The following is a 19,954-nucleotide window of genomic DNA, read 5'->3' as shown; positions in this document are numbered from 1 at the left end:
TAGTTAGTTAGTTAGTTAGTTAGTTAGTTAGTTAGTTAGTTAGTTAGTTAGTTAGTTAGTTAGTTTTTTCTTTTCTTTTAGATTGTTTTTATTTTTTTTGGTTTGATTTTGGCCGGCGAAGGGGAGGTTGGTTGAAAATGCTGGTAAATTTAGTGGAAGGATTATTTAGAAGGGAAATTGATAGAGGGTCTTTTAAGACTCTACTTATTGATTTTTGTTGAGTTTATAATGGAATCTTTTTGGGTAGGAAGGATCGATTTTCCAAGTAAGTGGCAAACAGAGGAAGCAAATTATTCCAAGAACGAACCTTTTTTGCTTTACTAATGTTTGCGCTAAATCGTTTATCATTTTGTTGGTAAAAATCTATCCAATTTACTGTAACTTGCAATTGAAAATAAATCCTAATTCAGCAATAAATTCAAAATCGTTGATCCATCGAATTCCCATGTTATCACAAACATTCGGAATTTTTATTTTCTGTGAATTTAATGCAGTAATTTTTTCTTCTTTAGTTACAACAATTGCTTTATCATTTATTGCATGCGCAATAACCCATGGATCTGCTAAAGACCTTCCTTTGACATTGTCAACTAAATTTTTGTGTAGGGGATTGTTAGAATATATAGACTGTAGACATCTAGTGACAGGTTCATCAATTTTGCGAACAGTAATATTGCTTTTTTTTAGCCAATCAGATAAATCATCGTCAGTACGGATAATTTCTTCATAAACAAGCTCTGGAATAAAGATTCTTTTTTGAGTACCAAGCGTATTTAGCACCTCCCAGTAGCTAGGACAGAATTTAGGAGAATAATATTTTTGCCAAGCTTGAATAAGTACGTTGGCATCTAAACAATATATAGGAGCCGTTGAAATCATTTATATAGTAATGCTTCTAATGATGAAAATTTATTTACTGGTGTGTTCAATAAAGAGCTTGCTTGTGTTGGCTCAACAAAACCACCGCGAAAAGCATCTAAAACAATCTGAGTGAATAATCTACTGTTTTTGTTTAACTTAAGTAAATAAGGATTTGGACCTCCTGTGTTTGTCTTTTCTTTGTTTTTTAGTTTTTTCTCGGCTTCCTTTTCTAAAAATGCATGATAATTTATATCAGCTTCTTTTTTTAGTTTTTGATAATTACTTAGGTTAATAACATTTAAATTCAAGGCTCTAACTAAAAGCGCTAAGGAACTAACGCCTAAATTTTTCGAAACTTTAAAAACTTCTTTATAATCAATGAAAGTGGTGTTATTTAAGCTATGGATTATTTGTTCTGGCATTAATGCATTCGCTGCAACCTGATTGCAGAATAATTCAACCGGATGAAATTTATCTTTATTTTTTAACTCTGGTTCAATTTCATTCGAAATTCCTGTTTCAGCAATCCAAATATGAGCTAATTCATGAACTAATGTAAATAATTGTGGAGCGTTCCAGTCATCCGAATTGACAAATACAAATGGGGCATGAGGGTCAGCGATTGCAAATCCTTGAATTTCTTCCGAGTCTAATGTTAATCTTGAATGGATAAAGCTCGTTCTTGATATAAATATTCCTTTAGATTCCGCTTTATTAATCCATTCTTTAATTGGATTATCGGTACTATAGTTAGCCGGATTTATATTTAAAGTAGTCAATATGTCCTTTGCGACAATTGTGGGGTTGTCTGATAATTTATACTTACCTACAAACGTTAATTGGTTTTCTTTATTATCTATATTTAAATCTCTTATCCAAGATTGTTTTTGCTGAATTTCACGGATTATAAAAATTGATGCTGTCCCGAGGGTTTTAGAATCTTTTTTTCTAAAATCTTGAAGTGGCATAAAATCTCGTGGAATTTCTGGGAGAAAAAATAGTGCAAAAGGTCTTTTATATAGTTTTGCTAATATTTGTGCTTGACTTATTGTAGGTTGGCTTGAACCAATTTCCCACTCTCTTAATCTATCAGTAGATATTTTAAGCTTAGACGCAGCACTTTCTTCGGTGATTCTTGCCGATTCTCTTGCCCACTTTAAAACGTTAGGTGTTATATATGCTTTATTTGCCATACAGCATCAAATGTAGGAATAAAATTTAAATTAGATACATATCAGTGTAATAAAGCACATTAGGATTCCAGCAAGCGTTTTTAGATCAGCAGGGGCGATATTAGATAGATTAACCATTATAGGATTTATTTACAGACAGTAGCTATATGGTGAAAAAAGTCTAAGAAATTTTACATAAAACTTTTTTAAGGTTTTATAAAAATTGGAAATTTACGAAAAAAAAAGAATTCGATAGTGATATACAATTATTTGCACGTGAAATATTATATTTGACTTCACACAGTTGATAGAGCTATATTTGAGTATTGCTTTATCTGCAATAGAATCTGTTAGAATTAGTTCAATAATAAATATTAATAGATTAATGGAATTCATTTTTAAAATACCTTATCTGAAAATTGCCTTAGTTTTTTTCGTTATAGTTAGCATTCCAGTTGTTTGTATAATGTGGAAAAACCCATCGGCAGAAGGTAATTCGACCCATATTTTCACGTTATTGGGCGCAGTTCTTTTAGTTATTATCTCGGTTGTTCCATATCTTCAGATAGATAAAAAAACTGAGTTTGGAAATATAACGATATTTAGGGATAATACAACTCAAAAGATTGTTTCTGATCTTTTTGAAGATCCATATTTTTTAATATATACGCAGCTGTTCAATACTGTTGAAGGAAAAGGGACATTCAAGCAGATGGAATATGAAAGCCCAAAAGAGGCTGAAGATGATTTAGTTGAAAAAGCAGTTTTGTTTCAGCTTTTAGCTGATTTTAACGGACGTGATTGGGACTCAGAATTTGTCTACTCTGAAGGGGTTTATGGAAACGGATCCAGAGGATCAATGGCTATAGGAACAGGAAGCGAGAATAAATTAGTTGACGGGGCTGAGCTACACAAGATATTTTCAGGAAATAGTTATTTAAATGATCAATCAAAATATCAAAGTTATGCACTGCGGATTCCTGCTGATATGACTATTAAAAGAATTCATAATGGTTCGTGGGCTATCATTTTTGAAAACTCAGAATTTAAAATGGTAATTCAACAGGCTGGTATTTCATCTTCATCACTGGTGCGTGGAGCTTGGGGAATTTTTAAAGGTGATCCTGAAGTTTTAAATAGATATACCCAGACACAGTATACAATAATGATTCATGCGGGAACGAAATTCGGCAATAGATACACGGAACGTACAGCCTCGTATTGGAAATGGTTTGAAGGAGTTTCCGAATCAATAAAAAAGTACAATTGGCAGAATGTAGATAAAGCTGTTTTAGAAAGAAAAATGCGCGATTCAGTATGGCAAGACGTCAGTAAATATCCTCCTGGATTTTTAGAAGGGAAGGATGTTGTTCATTAGATTGCAGTTTTATAAGAGTGGTTTTTAATCTATTCTTTTTATTTATTTTTTTGTTTCCAGAAATTATAGAAACCCATCATCCTTTACAAGGAGAATATATAATTCAAAGAAATCTTGAACTCAATAAATTCAACTATGAAGGATTAAAACAAAAGGATAGTCAAAATTTTGTAATGTCTCAATGGTTTGAAGGCGCTCCAAAATCAAAAATGATTTCTTTTATAAACAGTAGATATTAACTTCAGAAAATGTTAGAAAAAATCTTTCCAATAGATAATATATTTTTTGTTTTTTTTATAGCAATTTTAACTATCTGGCTTACTTTGGTTACCTCAGGTCTAATTGACGCACGGTATAGTAGTTGGAAGAATAGATTAAAAAAGAAAGGCAGAAGTGCTTTAAAAATAGGTGGTGCAATTGCCTTGCTATTAACAATGCAAGAAGTGAACAATCGAGCAATATCCAATAAGAAAGACAATCAGCTACATAATGAACAGAAATCTAGAGACAGCGTTATCTCTGAAGGCGTAAAAAAAGCTACAGATAAACTTTTTCAAGATTTATCTCTAGCTTTTAAAAAACAAGGCTTACAATATGACAGCATAAAAAAACAAATATTTTATATTAAGGATTCGATTCGAACTAATAACGCCAGCATAATTCCTCCTTTACTTCGTATTAGAAATTTGGAATTTAAAGATAGCTCAGCAATAACGAGAAGAAATACAATTTTATATGAAATTATATCTGATAATGCCGTTAGCTATAATTGTGATCTGAAATTCGATGTATTTGGCTTTACTACTAATGTCACTCCCACTTCTATAGATTTTAATTTAAGAGCATTTTATAAGAATATAACAATCGCTAAGGATCAAAGACTATCTGCATATCTATCGTTTATAGATAATTTCCATTGCAATACATATGTTCTAAGGTTAAAAGGTTCTTATTATTCCAGTGATAAAAAATTAAAAACAATTGATGACTTATATCTTTTAAGAAATAATGGTGAAAAATTCATATTCGAACTTCCTTCTGAGTTTCATGATAAAGTATTCAGAGATTATATTAGAGAAAATAAATTTTAATTTGTAATTCCGAAAACTTCCCAACATAAAATTAAGGAGACTTCTTTAATTTTTTTATATAGGAGTTATTGTATAGACAACATGCATGTAACCTTTGAATTTTACATCTTTTCTGTATAGGTCTGAAATGGTATTCAGTTTAATCGCGCAGGATTTTGAAATGAAATTTAATTTTTGAAGTGATAACTTAATATTTAAATCTGACACTCCCATTTCGATCATTTGCGCAGTCAAATTTTCTGATTCTTTTGGAACTTTCATTTCATGTACGCTAATAAAGTCCTCGTTGGCTTTTTTAAACTTTTTTGATTTTTCATGGATTGTCCGAATATAATGTTCGGTTGCCATATGGCTGAAGTTGACGGTAGTTTCAGAGTTTAGAAACTGTAGAAGATTAAGCTGGTCGATGCTTCTTTTATCATTTATGGTTACTACATGCTCTTTTTTATTTCCCAATTTATATATTTCGGAATCATATACAGCTAGCATATATGAATCGTTTAAGGGCAGAAAAAATTGCAATCCCTTTGTTCCAAAATCTCTTTGGCTGCCGAATTTGGTTTTTCTTTTTTCTAAAAACTGGTTATACATAATAAGCGGATTATCCGAGATGATAAAAGGGTTTGAAGTCGTATTTTTTATGAGTTTAAATTTTAGGTTTAATAGATCCCCTACCAATGCTTCGGCAGATTTTAGGGAATGCAGTTTTCCTTTGTCAGATTGCTGTTCCTGCAATCCAGGAACCATATCTGCCGAAACGTTGCCTTCGCTGATTTTAGATTTAGTGCTGGGGAGCTTTTTCTCGAAACTATTCAGGATTTTGAATCTGATGGGGTTTCGAAGATCCAAAATGATAAGGAAATGCAGCATTTTTGAATGGTCTTGACTTTGTGCTATGGGAAGCTTTTCTTTTTCCCACATTGTTCTGAAGATTGGCGCTGAATCTGCTTCGAGCTTTGAGAGCCACTTTTCGAGTTCTCCGTCGCTGCCATATAAATTATCGCTGCTTAGCTGTGACGGAATAGGCACTTGTGTTTTAAATTCATTAAGCTTTGTATTGAACATTCCAATAGTTTTTCTGTTGTTTTCATAAGAGAAGAAACGCTGGAAAAACTGGGGCACAAAGTGATGGTTTTTTGGTGTGTTTTTTTTCTGCTGCGCCATTTTTCGTATTGTTTTGATTGCACTGTTTGATATTTCTAAATTACAATTTTATGCCGTTTTTATATCAGTGTAATTACCTGTTATTGATTTTGTTATTAGAGCTGTTTTACTTTTTGAACTATTGGCAGGAAGCTTCACTAAGTTTTATTAGAGGAGGATGAGAATCTTCAGCAAATGCATGTTTTCATTCGAAACGGATAAAAAGGCAGCCAAGATAGCGCCAGCAAGTCTGCTGCATGCGCATAACGGATTCCACTCTCTTTCCGTCCGCCCTTCGGGACTTATAGCACTCCGCATCCTTTAGCTTGCGCTTGGTCTCTTGCTTTCTTTTTTCCGTTTTTCTTTTGAAAACAATTTTTTAAAGGGCGGAGCGGGAGTTAAGGGAAGCTGGTAGTCTGGGCAATGGCTATTGGTTAAATGTTTCATTTGGTTAATCATTAGTTTTTGTGGTCGGCTAGTACTTATTTATTCACAATTAAATTTTAAGGTTATGGAAGTTACAGGAAGGGTTACAAAGGATGCGGAAGTGCGCAGAGCGGGTGAGAAAGAGGTTTTGAGTTTCACCATAGCGGTTAATGACCGCTATAAGCCTGCGGGAAGTTCAGAGTATAAGGAGGTGTCGACGTTTATCAGATGTTCGTACTGGATAAGCATGAAGGCGGGGCAGTGGATTAAAAAAGGAACCGTTGTACTGTTAAGCGGTAGGCTAGGCATGCATGTGTATATCGACAATGATGGAAATCCGATCGGAAGCATTGACTTTCATGTCAATGCATTTAATATTTTGGCTTTTGCCAAAAGAAGTGCGGATAAGGAAGATGAAGCTGAAAGTGCAAGTATTGCCAAGAAGGGAAACAGCAGAACTGCCGTTAAGAAGGATAACGGCAAGGCTGGAGATGAAGTGCCTTTTTAGTGGCATGCTTAATTTAAAGATCAGAAATCATGGCGCATCATATTTATTTTAACGAGCAGACAGGAAGGCACAGTTTTTTCAGCGTGAAGGAAAAGCCTTGGCACAATCTCGGGAAGATAGTGGAAGACTATCCGACAAGCGTCGAGGCGATAGCGCATGCGGGGCTGGATTTTGAAGTGGAGAAAAGAAGGCTTTTTACGCCTTCAGCTCCGATTGTAACGCAGGACTTTATTTCTGCTGGAAGGCTGGATGTTCCAGATTACTGCAGTACGGTGCGGACTGACACCGATACTGTGCTGGGTGTTGTCGGGAAAGATTACCATATAGTGCAGAATAGGGATGCATTTTCGTTTTTTGACAGCATAGTGGGCGGTGACGGCATACTATATGAAACCGCTGGCGCTCTTGGGAACGGTGAGAAGATCTTTATCACGGCAAAGCTTCCCGATTATATCCGCGTGGGAAAGGATGATCTGATCGAGAAATATCTTTTTCTCAGCACCTCGCATGACGGGAGCGGAAGCATTACGGCAGCTTTTACGCCGATACGAATCGTATGCGCCAATACGCTTAACGCTGCCATGCAGTCTAAAACCAATACGGTGCGCATCCGCCACACATCAAATGCTAAAGACCGTTTGGAGCAGGCGCATAAAGTAATGGGGATATCAGATACATTGGCACACAGTCTGGAAGCTGTTTTTAACTACTGGACAAAGGCACGCATATCCGATAAGGAGGTTAAAAAACTGATCCAGCATGCTATGGCTCCCAGCAGGGAAGTGCTTAAAAAGCTGCAGGAAGGGCGAAGCGAAGATCTCTCTGCCTGTTTCAATAATATGGTGGACAATGCGTTCGAATATGCGATGGCCCATCCCACCCAGCAGACAGCCACAACCCAGGGAACCGTATTTGGCGCGTACAATGCCGTGGCGGGCTATTTTCAGAATGTGAGAAAATATAAGGACGATGAGGCAAAGCTTTCTTCGATTTTAATGGGAGGAACGGCGCAGCTTCGCGGTCAGGCAGCATTTAATTTATGCCTTGACTTTGCTGTTAAAGGGTTTAGTTCTTATATGGTGCAGAATTAAGGTTTTTTAAGATTGTGGACACAGGCGGTTATAGACTGCCTGTATCCTTATGCCAGTTGCGCTGCAAATCGCAGATTTGCAGCGCGTTTTTTCTGAAGATATGTTAAGATGGGAGTTTGAAAATCAGAATCTGCAAAGTGAAGGCTCTTAAAAGAATCTTTGCAAGGATAATGGAAGGGTTTTAAAAAATTTTGGCTCTGTTTTTATAATCCGTTGTTTTCGATCTGTTTATACTTTTGAAGTAATTATTTTAAAGAAATTATTTAATCCGAATGCTTGCGTAAAAAGTTTAACCAAAGAAAGAAGATATGAAATTATATTCAAATGTTAAGTCCGCCATTTTTGAAGCCGCATGTCTGCTGTATATTTTTCTGCTGGTTTATGCCGCTATGAATAAAGGGCTTGATTTTGAAAAATTTAAAGTTGAGCTGGGCCAGTCTCCGTTATTAAGCGCTTTTGCAGGCTGGATCTCTTGGCTGGTTCTGATAATAGAGTTTTCAATCGCCTTTTTTCTTTTATTTCGCAAAACGCGGGCTAAAGCGCTTTATGCAGGATTTTGTCTGATGTCCATGTTTAGCGCATATATATTTATTATGCTGAATTTTAGCTCCTTTCTGCCGTGTTCCTGCGGAGGAATATTGGAAAAGATGAGCTGGAAGCAGCATTTCCTATTCAATCTCTTCTTTGTGCTGCTGGGAGCATGGGCGCTCTGGCTTCATAACGGCAATAATGATTCTAAAAATAGGAGGTTTGGAATCTCTTATGGTTTCGGCTTATTGTTGAGTGTTCTTGGAAGCACAGTTGTGTTGCTTGCCCTGTTTTTCAGTTCAGAGGAAATAATGCAGCATCAGAATCCTTTTATACGCCGCTATCCCCATCATCCGGCAACGCTAACCGATACGCTGGATTTGAAATACAATTCGTACTATTTTGCAGGTTCGGGAAATGGCAATATCTATCTTGGCAATCTGACAGTCCCTTTATATCTATTGTCCATCGACAGTCTATTGCATCAGCGGAAAATAAGAATAGCCTTGGACCAAAGCAGCTTTACTTTTAAAGAGATCAAAATAAACGTGGACCCGCCATTTTTTTATCTGACTGATGGCAGAACTCCTGCTGTTTTTAAAGGTGCGGTAGACAATTGGAAAGCGGAGCTGCAGCATGCCCGAGCGCCTTACTTTACAAATGCTGTTCCTATAGACAGTTTTGCTGTTGCATTTAATGGGATAAGCAGCAAGACGGGCGACAATACTTTGGGCATATTCGGTTTTGGGAGCCAGCCGAAGGCGCATATGGCGCCTGAGCTTCTGCAGAAGCAGATTGATGGCGTGTTTGATACCGAGGGCATGCTTCATTACAGTGAGGAAATGAAAAGGATAGTATATCTCTATGCCTACAGAAACCAGTACATTGTTGCAGATCAGAACGGAAGGCTGGACTACAGGGGCAATACGATTGACACTATTTCTAAGGCTCAGGTAAAAGTGGCTTATCTCAAAGGGCGGTCTGAACGCACTATGTCAATACCAGCTTTAAATGTAAATAAAAGCAGCAGCGTCTGCGGGCATCTGCTATTTGTAAATTCAAATGTTCCCGGGCGGTATGAGCAGAAAGAAGTCTGGAAGCAGGCATCGGTCATCGATGTTTACGACCTAAGGAGAAAAAGCTATCTGCTCAGCTTTCATATCTATGGAATTGGAGATCAAAAGCTTCGAAGCTTTATGGTGACCCCAACCCATGCCTATGCGCTTATCGGCAGCCAATTGGCGGTCTATAGACTTGGCGCTCAAATAAGGAAAGAAATGGGGCTTAATGGAATAAGAAAATGACATGGAATAATATACTAGCGCGCAGTGTCAGGAATCAGATCGAACACCTGTAGAAAAAAGTAGATCATGTTTTAACCTTAAATTATAGAAATTATGAAATCAATCGTTTTGAAAAAAATGATGCCTGCAGCAGTTTTTATGCTGGGCATCTCGGGAGCATTTTTCACTATGTCAATGCAGAGCGCTGCAGAGGACGTGGTTCCGATCATCGGCTTTGTGCCAAGCGACGATGACCCTTGCGATATTCCTGTTTCCTGTGATACCGCCCAAGGACAGCTTTGCCGTCTTTTTGGAGCAACAGGCCCGCAGGCTAAAGCAATGGACAGTCCCACAACCTGTAACAGGGTAGTGTTCCGTCCGCAATAAACATTACAAATAATCCTTAAAAGGCAAATGCAGCTCTTTTAGAGCTGCATTTGCTGTTTGTATTATTGAAGGCCTTTTTTTATCCAGTTAGCGGGCGGAACGCCTTTTAAATGATAATCAAACCATTGATGGATCCTTTCTGAGAGATCCAGCTGATTCTCATAGGACGCCAGATCGTGCCCTTCTCCTGAATATACGAGCATGATGTTCGCTTTTCCAAGACGGCGCAATGCCAGATAGTATTCCCTGCTTTGGTTCCAATTGACATTTTCATCAGCGTCCCCTGTCCAGGAGAGCAGCGGGGTGGTGCAGTTTTCGGCATATTCTATAGGTGAATTTTTCCTGTAGCCCTCACGGTTTTCAAATAGCGAGCTTCCCATGCGGAACTGGTGGTTTTCAAAGAGCCACATCAGAGGCTTGCCGAACAGCCCTACTGAAAGATAATGGCTTGTAAGATCTGAAATTCCCGAACCGGAAACAGCGGCCGCAAAAAGAGGGGTCTGGGTAATGATGAAATTGGCCTCATAGCCTCCGAAGGAATGGCCGATCAGTCCGATTTTATTTTCTTGGATAAGGCCGCTTTTCATCACTTCCTGTGTTACAGCGATCACGCAGTCCGCTGCGGATAATCCCGGATTGCCTTTCTGATACGCAATATCGGGAAGAAGCACGAAGTATCCCTGTGTTGTATACGCTGATATGTTGAATCCTTCTGCATCCGATTCTGAAGGGCTGACATAAGTATGGATTTTGTCTGAAAACTTTTCGTAAACATGCACGATCATGGGATATTTCTTCTGCGGATCAAAATCTGCGGGATAATATAAAATGCCTTTCAAGGAATCTCCAGCGCTATTTTTGTAATGAATAATTTTTGCCTTCCCCCAATAGAAAGACTCCTGCTGCAAGTTGCTTTGGAAAATAAGTTTAGGCCCCTGTTTTCTGCTCCTTTTCACCATCAGACGGGGAGGCAGCTCGTAATTCTGCTCCATATACATATATGCGTTAGCAGACGATGCCTTTGCCATAAGGCTCAGGTTTGAATTATGGGAGTATGCCAGTTTTTCCATTGATCCTCCCGACCAACAGTAGTAGCCTGAACCGCCATCTTTGTCTGAGGCTTCCAGCAGTAATTCCTTATCAAGATTTATGGGATCCAGTATCCAGCCGTCGTAATTCAATCTGCCGGCTATGATTCTGGAATAGCCTGCCAAACGAAATCTGGTTTTGGTTTCCCGGCCACGGGTCAGGCGCCTTGCAGAAATTCCATCCGGGGTTACAGCCCAGATATCATATTCATCGCACAGGACTATTTCATGATCAAGGGGCGTGAATCCTAATAAAGGATAGGATTCTTCCGCATTGGGATGCTCGCTTTTATTATGGGAAAAGGATTCTCCCATATTCTTTGTGATATTAGTGCTGGTTTTCTTTTGGATGTCATAGATGCACCAGCCTCCTTCTTGAAAATATGCTATGTATTTCCCTGTTGGGGAAGGGATGGTGTAGAGGAAAAAATCGGAATGCTTCTTTAGCATCAGCTCTTTTTTGCCGCTGGCCAGATCAAGGAGGTAATAATCTCTTGGCCCTTCCCTCATATACTGGGGTTCATACTGTCTGGTATTGGAAATTACGGCATGCTTCTGGTCTCCAGAGAGCATGGCCTGAGGCAGTGAATCGTTTGAAACAAGCCTGTAGCGGTCTTCCTGCGGATGCCATAATCCAAGATAGACTCCTTCAAACTTTTTTTGTTTTTCTTCCGTTGGATAGATCCATTTGGCATTTGCATTCCAAAGCTGCACATTTTCTCTTTTATTCGGGGCATTAGGTCTCTCTTTTCGCTGCAGGCCGAAAAATACGCTTTTCATGTCTTTTGAAATCTGCACTTTATAGCTGGCTTTTGGGATAGCAAGCGTATCTCCGAGGAAAATCTGTTGCGTCTGCCTATTGGAACGATGCAGCTTGGCATTGGGAATATCATATAGAAACAGCTGGCAGCCGGGATCAGCATCTGTTTTTTCCGTAAAAGCCAAAGCATTTCCTTCCCTTTGCCAGGTTAGATTGTCAAATGTGCCAGCAGTGGTGCATAAAACCGTATTTCGCTCCGTTGCAGGATCCAGCAGGTTAATGGAGCATTGGCTACCATTTTTTGAGGTATAGAGCAGCAGACGTTTTGTAGGGGCGGAAACAAAGTCTTCAACTCCTGTAATATGATATTCTCTCTTACCGTCGGGAGATTGAATGGAAAGTGTTTTCTCTTTTGTAATTTCTTCTTTTAGAATTGCTATTTTATGGATTGAAGGCAGATGAAAATGTTTTATGACTCCGTCTATTTTCTTTTGAGCGCCAGTTTTTAGATCTATCAGATGGAGGCATTTTTCTGTTTTGTAAGCAAACCAGTCTGAAGAAATGAAATTGCCCCTCTGGCCCAGAGCAAAAGAATATTTTTTTGAAGATGCCGTGTTTTTTAGAAAAAGCGTATTGGCTCCGTCTTGCCGATATACGGTATAGCTTACCCAGTTTCCGTCAGGGCTTATCTTTTCAGGATACAGTTCTTCCCATTTTTTATAGTCGGCCGGGGTCAGATGCTTTTTCTGCAATGCCTGCCCCGTTAAGGGGCAGGTCACTAATTGCAAAATTAAAACTAAAAAAAAGACTGCCTTGCGACAGGGTAACGGCATTTTGATATGTTTTTTCATTATGGCTGGATCAGTATTAAGGTTAGTAGCCTGGATTTTGAGGCTGAAGATTTGGATTGAGATTGAGTTCGCTCTCTGGCAGGGGCAGCAGCTTGTCGGTATCGTTCCAGCCCGTTTTGGTCTGCAGCGCGGCGTTTATTCTGGCTGTGCGCTTTAGGTCAAAGAAGCGGTGTCCGTACTCGGTGAAGAGCTCTTTTCTTCTCTCGACTATGATGGCCTCGATTATCTGATCTTTGGATTCTGCCTGCAGGCTGTCGAGCCCCGCTCGGCTTCTTATCGCGTTGAGGTCTTCCAGCGCTCCGGGAAGATTTCCAAGATGCGCGCGCGATTCAGCTCTTATGAAATACTGTTCCGCCAGACGCAGAACCATAGAATATTCTTTTGAAGCGCCGGTAGATTGCGATTCTCTGTATTTAAAGGCATGATGCCATATTCCCGTTTCATTTGAAACTTCAGCTATCCAATGCGTTTTTCGAAGATCCTGCATATCAAATGAATTAACCAGAGATTCATTCAATGCGGCTAGAGGGGGAGTGCCGGAACTGAAAATAAAGACGCTGGCCTCATCCGTGTTTTTTCCGGTGAGTGAGGGCATGAACTGCCAGATAGCCTCGTTTGAATTTTTTAAAAACACCTGATCCAGGTCTGTTTCCAGATGATAGAGGGATTTCTGCTGCAGCACTGCCGTGGCCATGGCTTCAGATTCTTCCCAGTCCCCTTTATAAAGATGCACCCGGGCTAAAAGCGCCTGTGCCGCAAATGAATTCGGACGCACTCGATCTGAAGTCAGGTAAGAGGAAGGGAGCATCTGAGTTGCGGCTTCTAAATCTGCTATAACGCGCTCATAAGCTTCACTTTCGGGCATTCTGGCCACTTTGCTGTTTTGCATGTATTGGGTTGTCTCAATATAGGGAATGCCGCCAAACAACTGGAGCAGATAGAAATGGAGAAGCCCTCTTACGAATAGAGACTCACCCTGCAGCTGTCTTTTCTGCTGTTCATCAAAATTGGCAGACTTGAGGCCTTCAAGAATGGCATTGCAGGCATAAATCTGGCTGTAGGAGCTGTTCCAGAACAGAGCGATATTGCTGTTGGAAGGTAAGACCGTATTGGTGTAGAAAGCAAAGGAAGCATCGCTTGAGGCATCATACCAGTCCAATTCGTCGGTGTAGTATCCCAATTGGACCGATAATCCGAATTGCGTGCCTGTAAGTATGCCTGAGTCGCGCATTTTAGCGTAGATATCCGCCATGGCGGCATTGGCTGTCGTATAGTCTTCAAAGACAGCCTGGCTTGAGAGCTGCGATTTTGGAAAACCGGCATCCACAAAAGAATCGCAGGCTGCGGCGGAAAAAAGCAGAGCCAGAAGAAATATTTTTTTAGGCGCGAACCAAAGGTTCGGCTTGCTGTTATACATTGGTTTCATAGGACAGATTTTAAAAGGTTAGCATAATTCCTGCTGTAAAGATTTTTAAGGGCGACAGATAGCCTGACATGCTGAATTCAGCGTCTCCATCCTTGTAAGGAGTAATGGTCAGAAGGTTCTGTCCCTGCAGCGAAACGGTGCATTTGAGTTCTTTTGCGTTAAGCGGGACATCGTAAAACAGCGCTACGGTCTTTAGTCTTATATATGACGCATCGACAATTGAGCCGTCGCTCATCGCAAAACGGGATTGCGCCAAGATTGCCGCAGGATTATACCCGGCAGAATAGATCTGATAGGGGCCTGCATCTCCCTCACTGGTCCAGCTTTTGATCATCCTTTCAGGCTGATTGCCCATATATCCCGCTAAGCCATTGTCAAAGCTCTGGTTGCGCTGTTTGACAAACTGAAAAAGAAAATCCAGTTTCCACTGCCTGTATCGGAACTGGTTCTGGAAACCTCCAAAATAATCCGGATTAAGATTGACTGCAGTCTGCCTGTCATCGGGAGAAGAGATTATGCCGTCATGGTTCTGGTCGTGGAACTGGTAGATGCCTGTTAGGGGATCCAGTCCTGCATAGCTGTACCGCAACTGGATATTCAGCGGTTCTCCGATGCGGTATCTGTTCTGATAGGTGGAGCCGTTGAGGTTTGGGAATGCCAAGAGCCTGTTTCTGGAAAAGCTGATGTTGATATTGCTGGTCCAATTGAAATTTTTTCTGCTGAAATTAACTGTGCGGAGCGTGAATTCCAATCCGCTGTTCTGTACTGTTGCCGCCAGATTCGCCTGAATCTGCGAGAACCCCGTGGTGCCGGGCAGAGGAATTCCCACCAGCTGGTTGGATGATCGGTTCTGATACCATGCTGCGGTAAGAAAAATGCGGTCGCCGAAGAATCCAAGTTCTGCCGCGGCCTCTAATTTCCTGTTGATTTCCCATCCGAAGTTTGGATTGTACAGACGGCTGGGCTGCAGTCCGATTATATTGCCATAAGTGGCGCCTGAAGAGATATAGGTATTGAGATACTGGTAATCGCCAATCTGATCGCTTCCCGTAGTCCCGAAGCTCGCCCTTAGCTTTCCGAAGCTGAGCCATGAATTTTCAGAAAGGAAACTTTCATTGGAAAACAGCCATGCCAGACCCACAGCGCCGAAGTTCGCAAATTGATTGCCGGGGCCGAACCGGCTCGATCCGTCACGGCGAGCGGTAAGATTTAAAATGTAGCGGTCCTTCCAATTGTAGTTGGCTCTGCCGAAAAATGCCTGATAGCGGTACAGCAGCCCATCGCTCAAGAGCACCTGCTGGTAGGCGGCAGAGGCAAGATTGTAAATAAGGCTGTTGGAGCTGAAGCCTGTTCCAGACTGGAAAAGGCGGGTGGTATTTTGCTCTTGGAAAGTCCCCCCTAACAGAATTTCCAGTCTGCCCCCGCCGATTTCTTTTTTCCAGCTGATCTGCGGTTCTATAATCCAAGAACTGCGATCGGTATTGTTGAGTATTATGTTTGAAACCGCACTGGTATAGCCATAGGATGGATTGTATATGGTTGAGGGATTAATGCGGCTTTCGGTATGCTGCAGGTCTGTATAGCCAAAACTGCTTCTTAGGATAAGATTGGGAATGATCTCATAAGAAAGCACGCCATTGGCCAGCAGATCGCTGGTCTTTGAGACATATTGCGATGCCAGAAGGCGCAGCGGATTTTCCCAAGTGCCGTTTTCCCAGTTTAGATTACCTTTGGAATCAAACAGGGCGGGAGCATTCGGGGCCAGCGTGCGGGAATCGTAAGTGAAGTCGTTTGCCGGCTGGTCATTGTTTTGCGAATTGTAGCCCGCTGATAGGACCAGACGGAATTTATTGTCGGTTGACTGGTGGTTTAAATTGAATTGCGCACCGCCCTTTTTATACATAAAATCTCCCGGAAACACGGTGGTTTCGGTATGGTAGGTGCCGCTTAGCAGAAATTGGGTGTTTTTGGAGCCTCCGCTCAAAGTTCCCTTTATGTCCGTGATAGAGGCAGTGCCGCCAATAAGCTCCTTCTGCCAGTCGGTGTATCTGCCCTGATCCCATGTTCCATTAATATCATAGTCTCGTTTAGGGTATTTGGTTCTGCCATCATTTATGAATGCCTGACGGCGCATAGAGAGGTACTGCTCGGTATTCATGAGCTTCATGAAACGGGTGACTCTTCCAGCTCCTGATGATGCGCTGAAATTAAAGCTGGTTTTCCCTTCTTTTCCCTTTTTTGTGGTGATCAGGACAACGCCATTTGCCCCTCTTGAGCCATAGATGGCGGTTGCATCGGCATCTTTGAGCACCTCTATGCTTTCAATTGCTGCCGGGTTGATGCTGTTAAGAGGGCTGGTATTGAAGGTGGGGAAGACGGTTGAGGTCTGTTCGTAGCCTATGGGGTCTGTGGCATAGGGAACGCCGTCTATGATGTAAAGGGGATTGTTGGCATCGGGCCTTATGCTGTTCTGCCCCCGTATTTTAATATCGAATCCTCCGCCCGGAACTCCTGTTGTCTGGGTTATTTCGACGCCTGCCATGCGGCCCTGCATGGTGGCAAGCACGTTGGTGACGGGCTGCGTTTCAATATCTTTTGAAGTGATCCGCGCGATGCTTCCCGTGCGCTCGCTTTGCTTGACCGAATAGTAGCCTGCATTGACCCGGACTTCCTGCAGTTCAGTGGTGGAGGAATGCAGGACAATATCCATAACAGGTTTTCCTTTTACGGGAATTATGGCCGTTTTGAATCCAATAAAGGAAACCGACAAGGTGTCTTGGGCAGAAACCAAAATGGCATACTGGCCTGTAAAATCGGATACCGTGCTGGCCTTGACCCGTCCCTTGACTGCTATGGTGACGCCAGGAATCGGACTGGTTCCGTCGGAGACGGTTCCGGTGAGCATATAAGGTTCTGATTTTTGGAAGAAGCGCCGGGAATTTTTGGCTGAAAAGGCGGAGAATGAAAGGAGCATTGCTGTAAAAAATAGGCAATAAAGAGCCTTTCCATCCTTGGAAAATGAAAAATAATTCATAATATTGGGATTGGTTAGTTAAATGGTATTTGATTAGCTAAGGTCCTCTGCTCTAGTTTGGTCGCTGCAGCTGAGGGCCATTTTTTATGTATTTGAATAAGATTTTTAATAATTCATTGGCAGTGTTATTTCATTTTTTAGACATTTAATAAAATGCGAGAATTTCTGATTAATGAGAAGGATTGCTTTGAATTATAAGAGAGTAGAAATAAAAAAGGCGCGGAACTCATCTTAGACGACTTAAGGTACTGGTATACCCGCACACGAATAAGTGAGCCCACGCCATAAGACGTGAGCATACTACTTATTTTCCCGTGTGCAAAAATTACCAGTTTTTAAGTCGGGATTCTAAGCAATGCTTCATATAATTTATTGAAGAATCGCAAAAGTACATTAATAAAAATGTAATTACTAGTACAAATATATAAAAAATATTTACACATGTGTAATTGTAAGCCTATTTTTTTATCATTCCATTTGTTTATATGAAAAAACAAATAAAAATTGAAGAATTGACTATTGCAATCTCTAATGTTATCAAAAAGCTCTATAAAGATCGAGATGGTGCCATTCTCACCGAAAACAATGAGTACTTTGCAGAGATAGGTATAAACTTAGGATTGGAGAGGTATACAAGTGATCATAATGTTACTTGTAGTAAACTTTTCGCGATTTGTGATTTTCTAGAAATATCATTGTCGGATTTTTTTTTATTAGTAGAAACAGAGAATGAAAAGCTGAAATTTAGAAAGTCAACTAAAGGATATTTAGTAAAAAAAGCTTACAATAAGCTTTGATAGTATTTGTAATTTTTATTTAAGTTGCAATAGCAAAATCGATAAATTTTAGTTTATGATTTGCCTATTAAATAGTTTTCCTTGATTTAAAAAAAATGTATACTAAAAAGCCTTTCAATTGAAAGGCTTTTTTTAATAAAGTAAGATTAAAGGATTATTATTTTTTAGATTCTTCAATAGAAACTTTTCTGAATTCTTTCAAAAGCTTTTCAATCTCTAAAGATGATTTGCGTGCTCTTGCTCCGGCAGCTTTTACTCCTTTTTCTGCAAGTGAGTCTGATTCAGTTTTGAATGTTTCGATTTCAGCATTGATTTTTGCCAATAGGTCTTTCATGGTATTTCTTTTTTTAATTACAGCGGCAAAAATATGAAGTTAATTATTATATCCTAATTATGGCAGATAAAACATCATGGCTTTTCTTTTTTTAGCTGGCCAATGAAATAGGAGGGGGCTATGCCCGTTTTTGCCATAAAGGCTTTGGTGAAGCGCTCTGTGGTGCTGAAGCCGGCTTCCTGCGCCAGTGCGGCGTAGGTGTAGTATTTCAATCTGCTTTCACTCTGGAGCAGAGGTATAATGTAGTCGATGCGCAGTCCGTTAATGTATTCGTTGATTCCTTTGTGCCTATAGTGCTCCAGTATGTTTGCTAGATATTTGGCATTGGTGTTAAAGTCGGCCGCAAGGCTTCCTAGCTTCCAGTCTTTTTCGAGAAACCGTTTTTTGTTTTCGAAATTTTCCAGCTGTTTGAGTAGCTGGGAGGCTGTTTCAATGCTGATATTTTTTATGGGAGGGGTGTCGGTTTTTATTTTGGGCCTGTTTTTCTTTGCATCAAGCTCCTGAATCAGTAGCCGGTAATTCTTTTTATATATGCTTCTGGTTCGGTAATGGCGCCAGATTAGCGCAACGATGCTGATAAGCATGAGAAGGATGGCGGACGCCAAGATGCGGTCTTGCTTTTTTTTCCAGTCGAGCTTCTGTCTGATGGTTCTGTTCTCGGTGGCTATTTTTTCCTTTTCCAACAGAAGCTCTTTGGTGTCGTACTGCTTGTGGATTTTTCCCAGAATGTATCTGCTGTTTTCTGTCAGCAGGGTATCGGCTTTCAGCAGCTGGTCAATGTAATAGCTTTGCCTGTTTAGATCTTTTGCGCTTTTGGAATAGTGGATTAAGAGTTCGAAGGCCTGCCTTAAATCTGGACGCAGATATTTCTTTTCATTGAAGATCTTGTCTACCAGTTCGAAATAGCTGGAAGCTTTTTCCTTTTGGCCTAAAGACCAGTAGCTTTTGCCGATGTAAAAGTATGCAACGGCTTCATTGCCGAAATCATTATTCTCTTTGATGGCTTCAAGGGAGGATTCAATATTTTTTATGGAGGCGCCGTAGTTCTTTTTGAAATGCTCGTTGATTCCTTCAGAATGCCTGAAGTACGGGATCATCTCTTCGATGCCGAGCCTTTGGCATTCTTCGATTCCGAGCCTGTTGATGTCGGAGCACCGTCCGTAATCCCCTAGTTTGTTGTAGCAGAGTCCGAGCATATGCAGCGAATTCAGATAAGGCCTCGGCTGCCGGCTTTTGTAATAATCGGCGCATTGCCTCATCAGGGAAGCTGCGTCTTCATAAAAACCTATATAGAATTTGGCCAGTGCAATGCAGTATTTTACCTTATGGATAAGATACTGGTCCTTGGTTTTGGCGATGTAGCTGTTGGCTGCCAGATAATTGTCCAAGGCTTCCTGCTGCTTTTTCATTCCGTAGAATACGGTTCCCCTGCTCAGATAGGCGCCGCCGATCAGTTTGCCGTCATTGGATTTTTTGGCCGCATGGATCATGCTGTCAGCATAGATAATGCGCTGTTTTGGCGGCGAGATTAAAACCAGGTTCTGAAAGCCGTTTATTATCTCCTTCCAGTTCTGCTCCCTGTGGGCTTTTTGCAGATGGGAGTAGGCATACAATGCTGCGTTTGCGCTGTCTCTTTTAAGATCGTAGAACCGGTCATCAAGGTATTGGTAATTCTTATTTTTTAGAGAATCGGGAGTTTTCCAAATGCTTTTTTGGGCTGAGGCCAGATAAAAGAACAGGAGGAATAATAAAAGCAGGTTCTGTCTATTCATAAGTATGGTGGTTTAGGGAATACT

Annotated in this window: 15 protein-coding genes; 7 read left to right on the top strand and 8 right to left on the bottom strand. The window is 40.6% G+C overall.

What is annotated here, in order from left to right; translation table 11 throughout:
- Positions 1-372 precede the first annotated feature (372 nt).
- Positions 373-879 (bottom strand): DUF4411 family protein, encoded by a 507-nt coding sequence (locus DMB71_RS01590; RefSeq protein ID WP_111363079.1) that lies wholly within the window; start codon positions 877-879, stop codon positions 373-375.
- On the bottom strand, positions 876-2,054 hold the full coding sequence (locus DMB71_RS01585) for an XRE family transcriptional regulator (protein ID WP_111363078.1): 1,179 nt from the start codon (positions 2,052-2,054) through the stop codon (positions 876-878). Before DMB71_RS01585 ends, DMB71_RS01590 begins: the two co-directional genes overlap by 4 nt.
- Before the next feature lie 364 nt (positions 2,055-2,418).
- Here DMB71_RS01585 and DMB71_RS01580 point away from each other — a divergent pair, with 364 nt between their 5' ends.
- Both DMB71_RS01580 and DMB71_RS01570 read left to right on the top strand, forming a co-directional pair.
- The gene (locus DMB71_RS01580) at positions 2,419-3,411 is read left to right on the top strand and encodes a hypothetical protein (protein ID WP_162614755.1); all 993 of its coding nucleotides are present in this window, start codon (positions 2,419-2,421) and stop codon (positions 3,409-3,411) included.
- A gap of 248 nt (positions 3,412-3,659) precedes the next feature.
- Complete coding sequence (locus DMB71_RS01570; protein WP_111363073.1) at positions 3,660-4,502, top strand: hypothetical protein; 843 nt, start codon at positions 3,660-3,662, stop codon at positions 4,500-4,502.
- 54 nt (positions 4,503-4,556) lie between these two features.
- On the opposite strand, the gene DMB71_RS01565 is transcribed toward DMB71_RS01570, so the two are convergent.
- The gene (locus DMB71_RS01565; RefSeq protein ID WP_111363071.1) at positions 4,557-5,666 is read right to left on the bottom strand and encodes a DUF4238 domain-containing protein; all 1,110 of its coding nucleotides are present in this window, start codon (positions 5,664-5,666) and stop codon (positions 4,557-4,559) included.
- Positions 5,667-6,156: 490 nt separating this feature from the next.
- Between DMB71_RS01565 and DMB71_RS01560 the strand changes: the two genes are divergently transcribed.
- The 4 genes from DMB71_RS01560 (at position 6,157) to DMB71_RS01545 (ending at position 9,868) form a co-directional block, all read left to right on the top strand.
- Positions 6,157-6,579: a single-stranded DNA-binding protein gene (locus DMB71_RS01560; protein ID WP_111363070.1), complete on the top strand. Its 423-nt coding sequence runs from the start codon at positions 6,157-6,159 to the stop codon at positions 6,577-6,579.
- A gap of 29 nt (positions 6,580-6,608) precedes the next feature.
- The gene (locus tag DMB71_RS01555) at positions 6,609-7,670 is read left to right on the top strand and encodes a DUF932 domain-containing protein (protein ID WP_111363068.1); all 1,062 of its coding nucleotides are present in this window, start codon (positions 6,609-6,611) and stop codon (positions 7,668-7,670) included.
- A gap of 308 nt (positions 7,671-7,978) precedes the next feature.
- Entirely contained in the window at positions 7,979-9,502 is a 1,524-nt protein-coding gene (locus DMB71_RS01550; RefSeq protein WP_111363066.1) for a MauE/DoxX family redox-associated membrane protein, read from the top strand.
- A gap of 93 nt (positions 9,503-9,595) precedes the next feature.
- Entirely contained in the window at positions 9,596-9,868 is a 273-nt protein-coding gene (locus DMB71_RS01545) for a DUF6520 family protein (protein ID WP_111363065.1), read from the top strand.
- Between the two features lie 62 nt (positions 9,869-9,930).
- Here DMB71_RS01545 and DMB71_RS01540 read toward each other — a convergent pair whose 3' ends face one another.
- The 3 genes from DMB71_RS01540 to DMB71_RS01530 are packed head-to-tail and all read right to left on the bottom strand — an operon-like array spanning position 9,931 to position 17,027.
- Positions 9,931-12,567: an alpha/beta hydrolase family protein gene (locus DMB71_RS01540; RefSeq protein WP_111363063.1), complete on the bottom strand. Its 2,637-nt coding sequence runs from the start codon at positions 12,565-12,567 to the stop codon at positions 9,931-9,933.
- Positions 12,568-12,589: 22 nt separating this feature from the next.
- Positions 12,590-13,993 (bottom strand): RagB/SusD family nutrient uptake outer membrane protein, encoded by a 1,404-nt coding sequence (locus DMB71_RS01535; protein WP_239452900.1) that lies wholly within the window; start codon positions 13,991-13,993, stop codon positions 12,590-12,592.
- Between the two features lie 10 nt (positions 13,994-14,003).
- Positions 14,004-17,027: a SusC/RagA family TonB-linked outer membrane protein gene (locus DMB71_RS01530; protein WP_111363062.1), complete on the bottom strand. Its 3,024-nt coding sequence runs from the start codon at positions 17,025-17,027 to the stop codon at positions 14,004-14,006.
- 485 nt (positions 17,028-17,512) lie between these two features.
- Between DMB71_RS01530 and DMB71_RS01525 the strand changes: the two genes are divergently transcribed.
- Complete coding sequence (locus tag DMB71_RS01525; RefSeq protein ID WP_111363060.1) at positions 17,513-17,824, top strand: hypothetical protein; 312 nt, start codon at positions 17,513-17,515, stop codon at positions 17,822-17,824.
- Positions 17,825-17,981: 157 nt separating this feature from the next.
- Here DMB71_RS01525 and DMB71_RS01520 read toward each other — a convergent pair whose 3' ends face one another.
- Positions 17,982-18,158 (bottom strand): histone H1, encoded by a 177-nt coding sequence (locus DMB71_RS01520; RefSeq protein ID WP_111363058.1) that lies wholly within the window; start codon positions 18,156-18,158, stop codon positions 17,982-17,984.
- Positions 18,159-18,232: 74 nt separating this feature from the next.
- Complete coding sequence (locus DMB71_RS01515) at positions 18,233-19,930, bottom strand: helix-turn-helix domain-containing protein (RefSeq protein WP_111363057.1); 1,698 nt, start codon at positions 19,928-19,930, stop codon at positions 18,233-18,235.
- Positions 19,931-19,954 lie beyond the last annotated feature (24 nt).

It is taken from the genome of Flavobacterium tistrianum, assembly GCF_003254545.1.
Lineage (GTDB): Bacteria > Bacteroidota > Bacteroidia > Flavobacteriales > Flavobacteriaceae > Flavobacterium > Flavobacterium tistrianum.
This window is presented reverse-complemented; position numbering and strand designations above follow the sequence as displayed.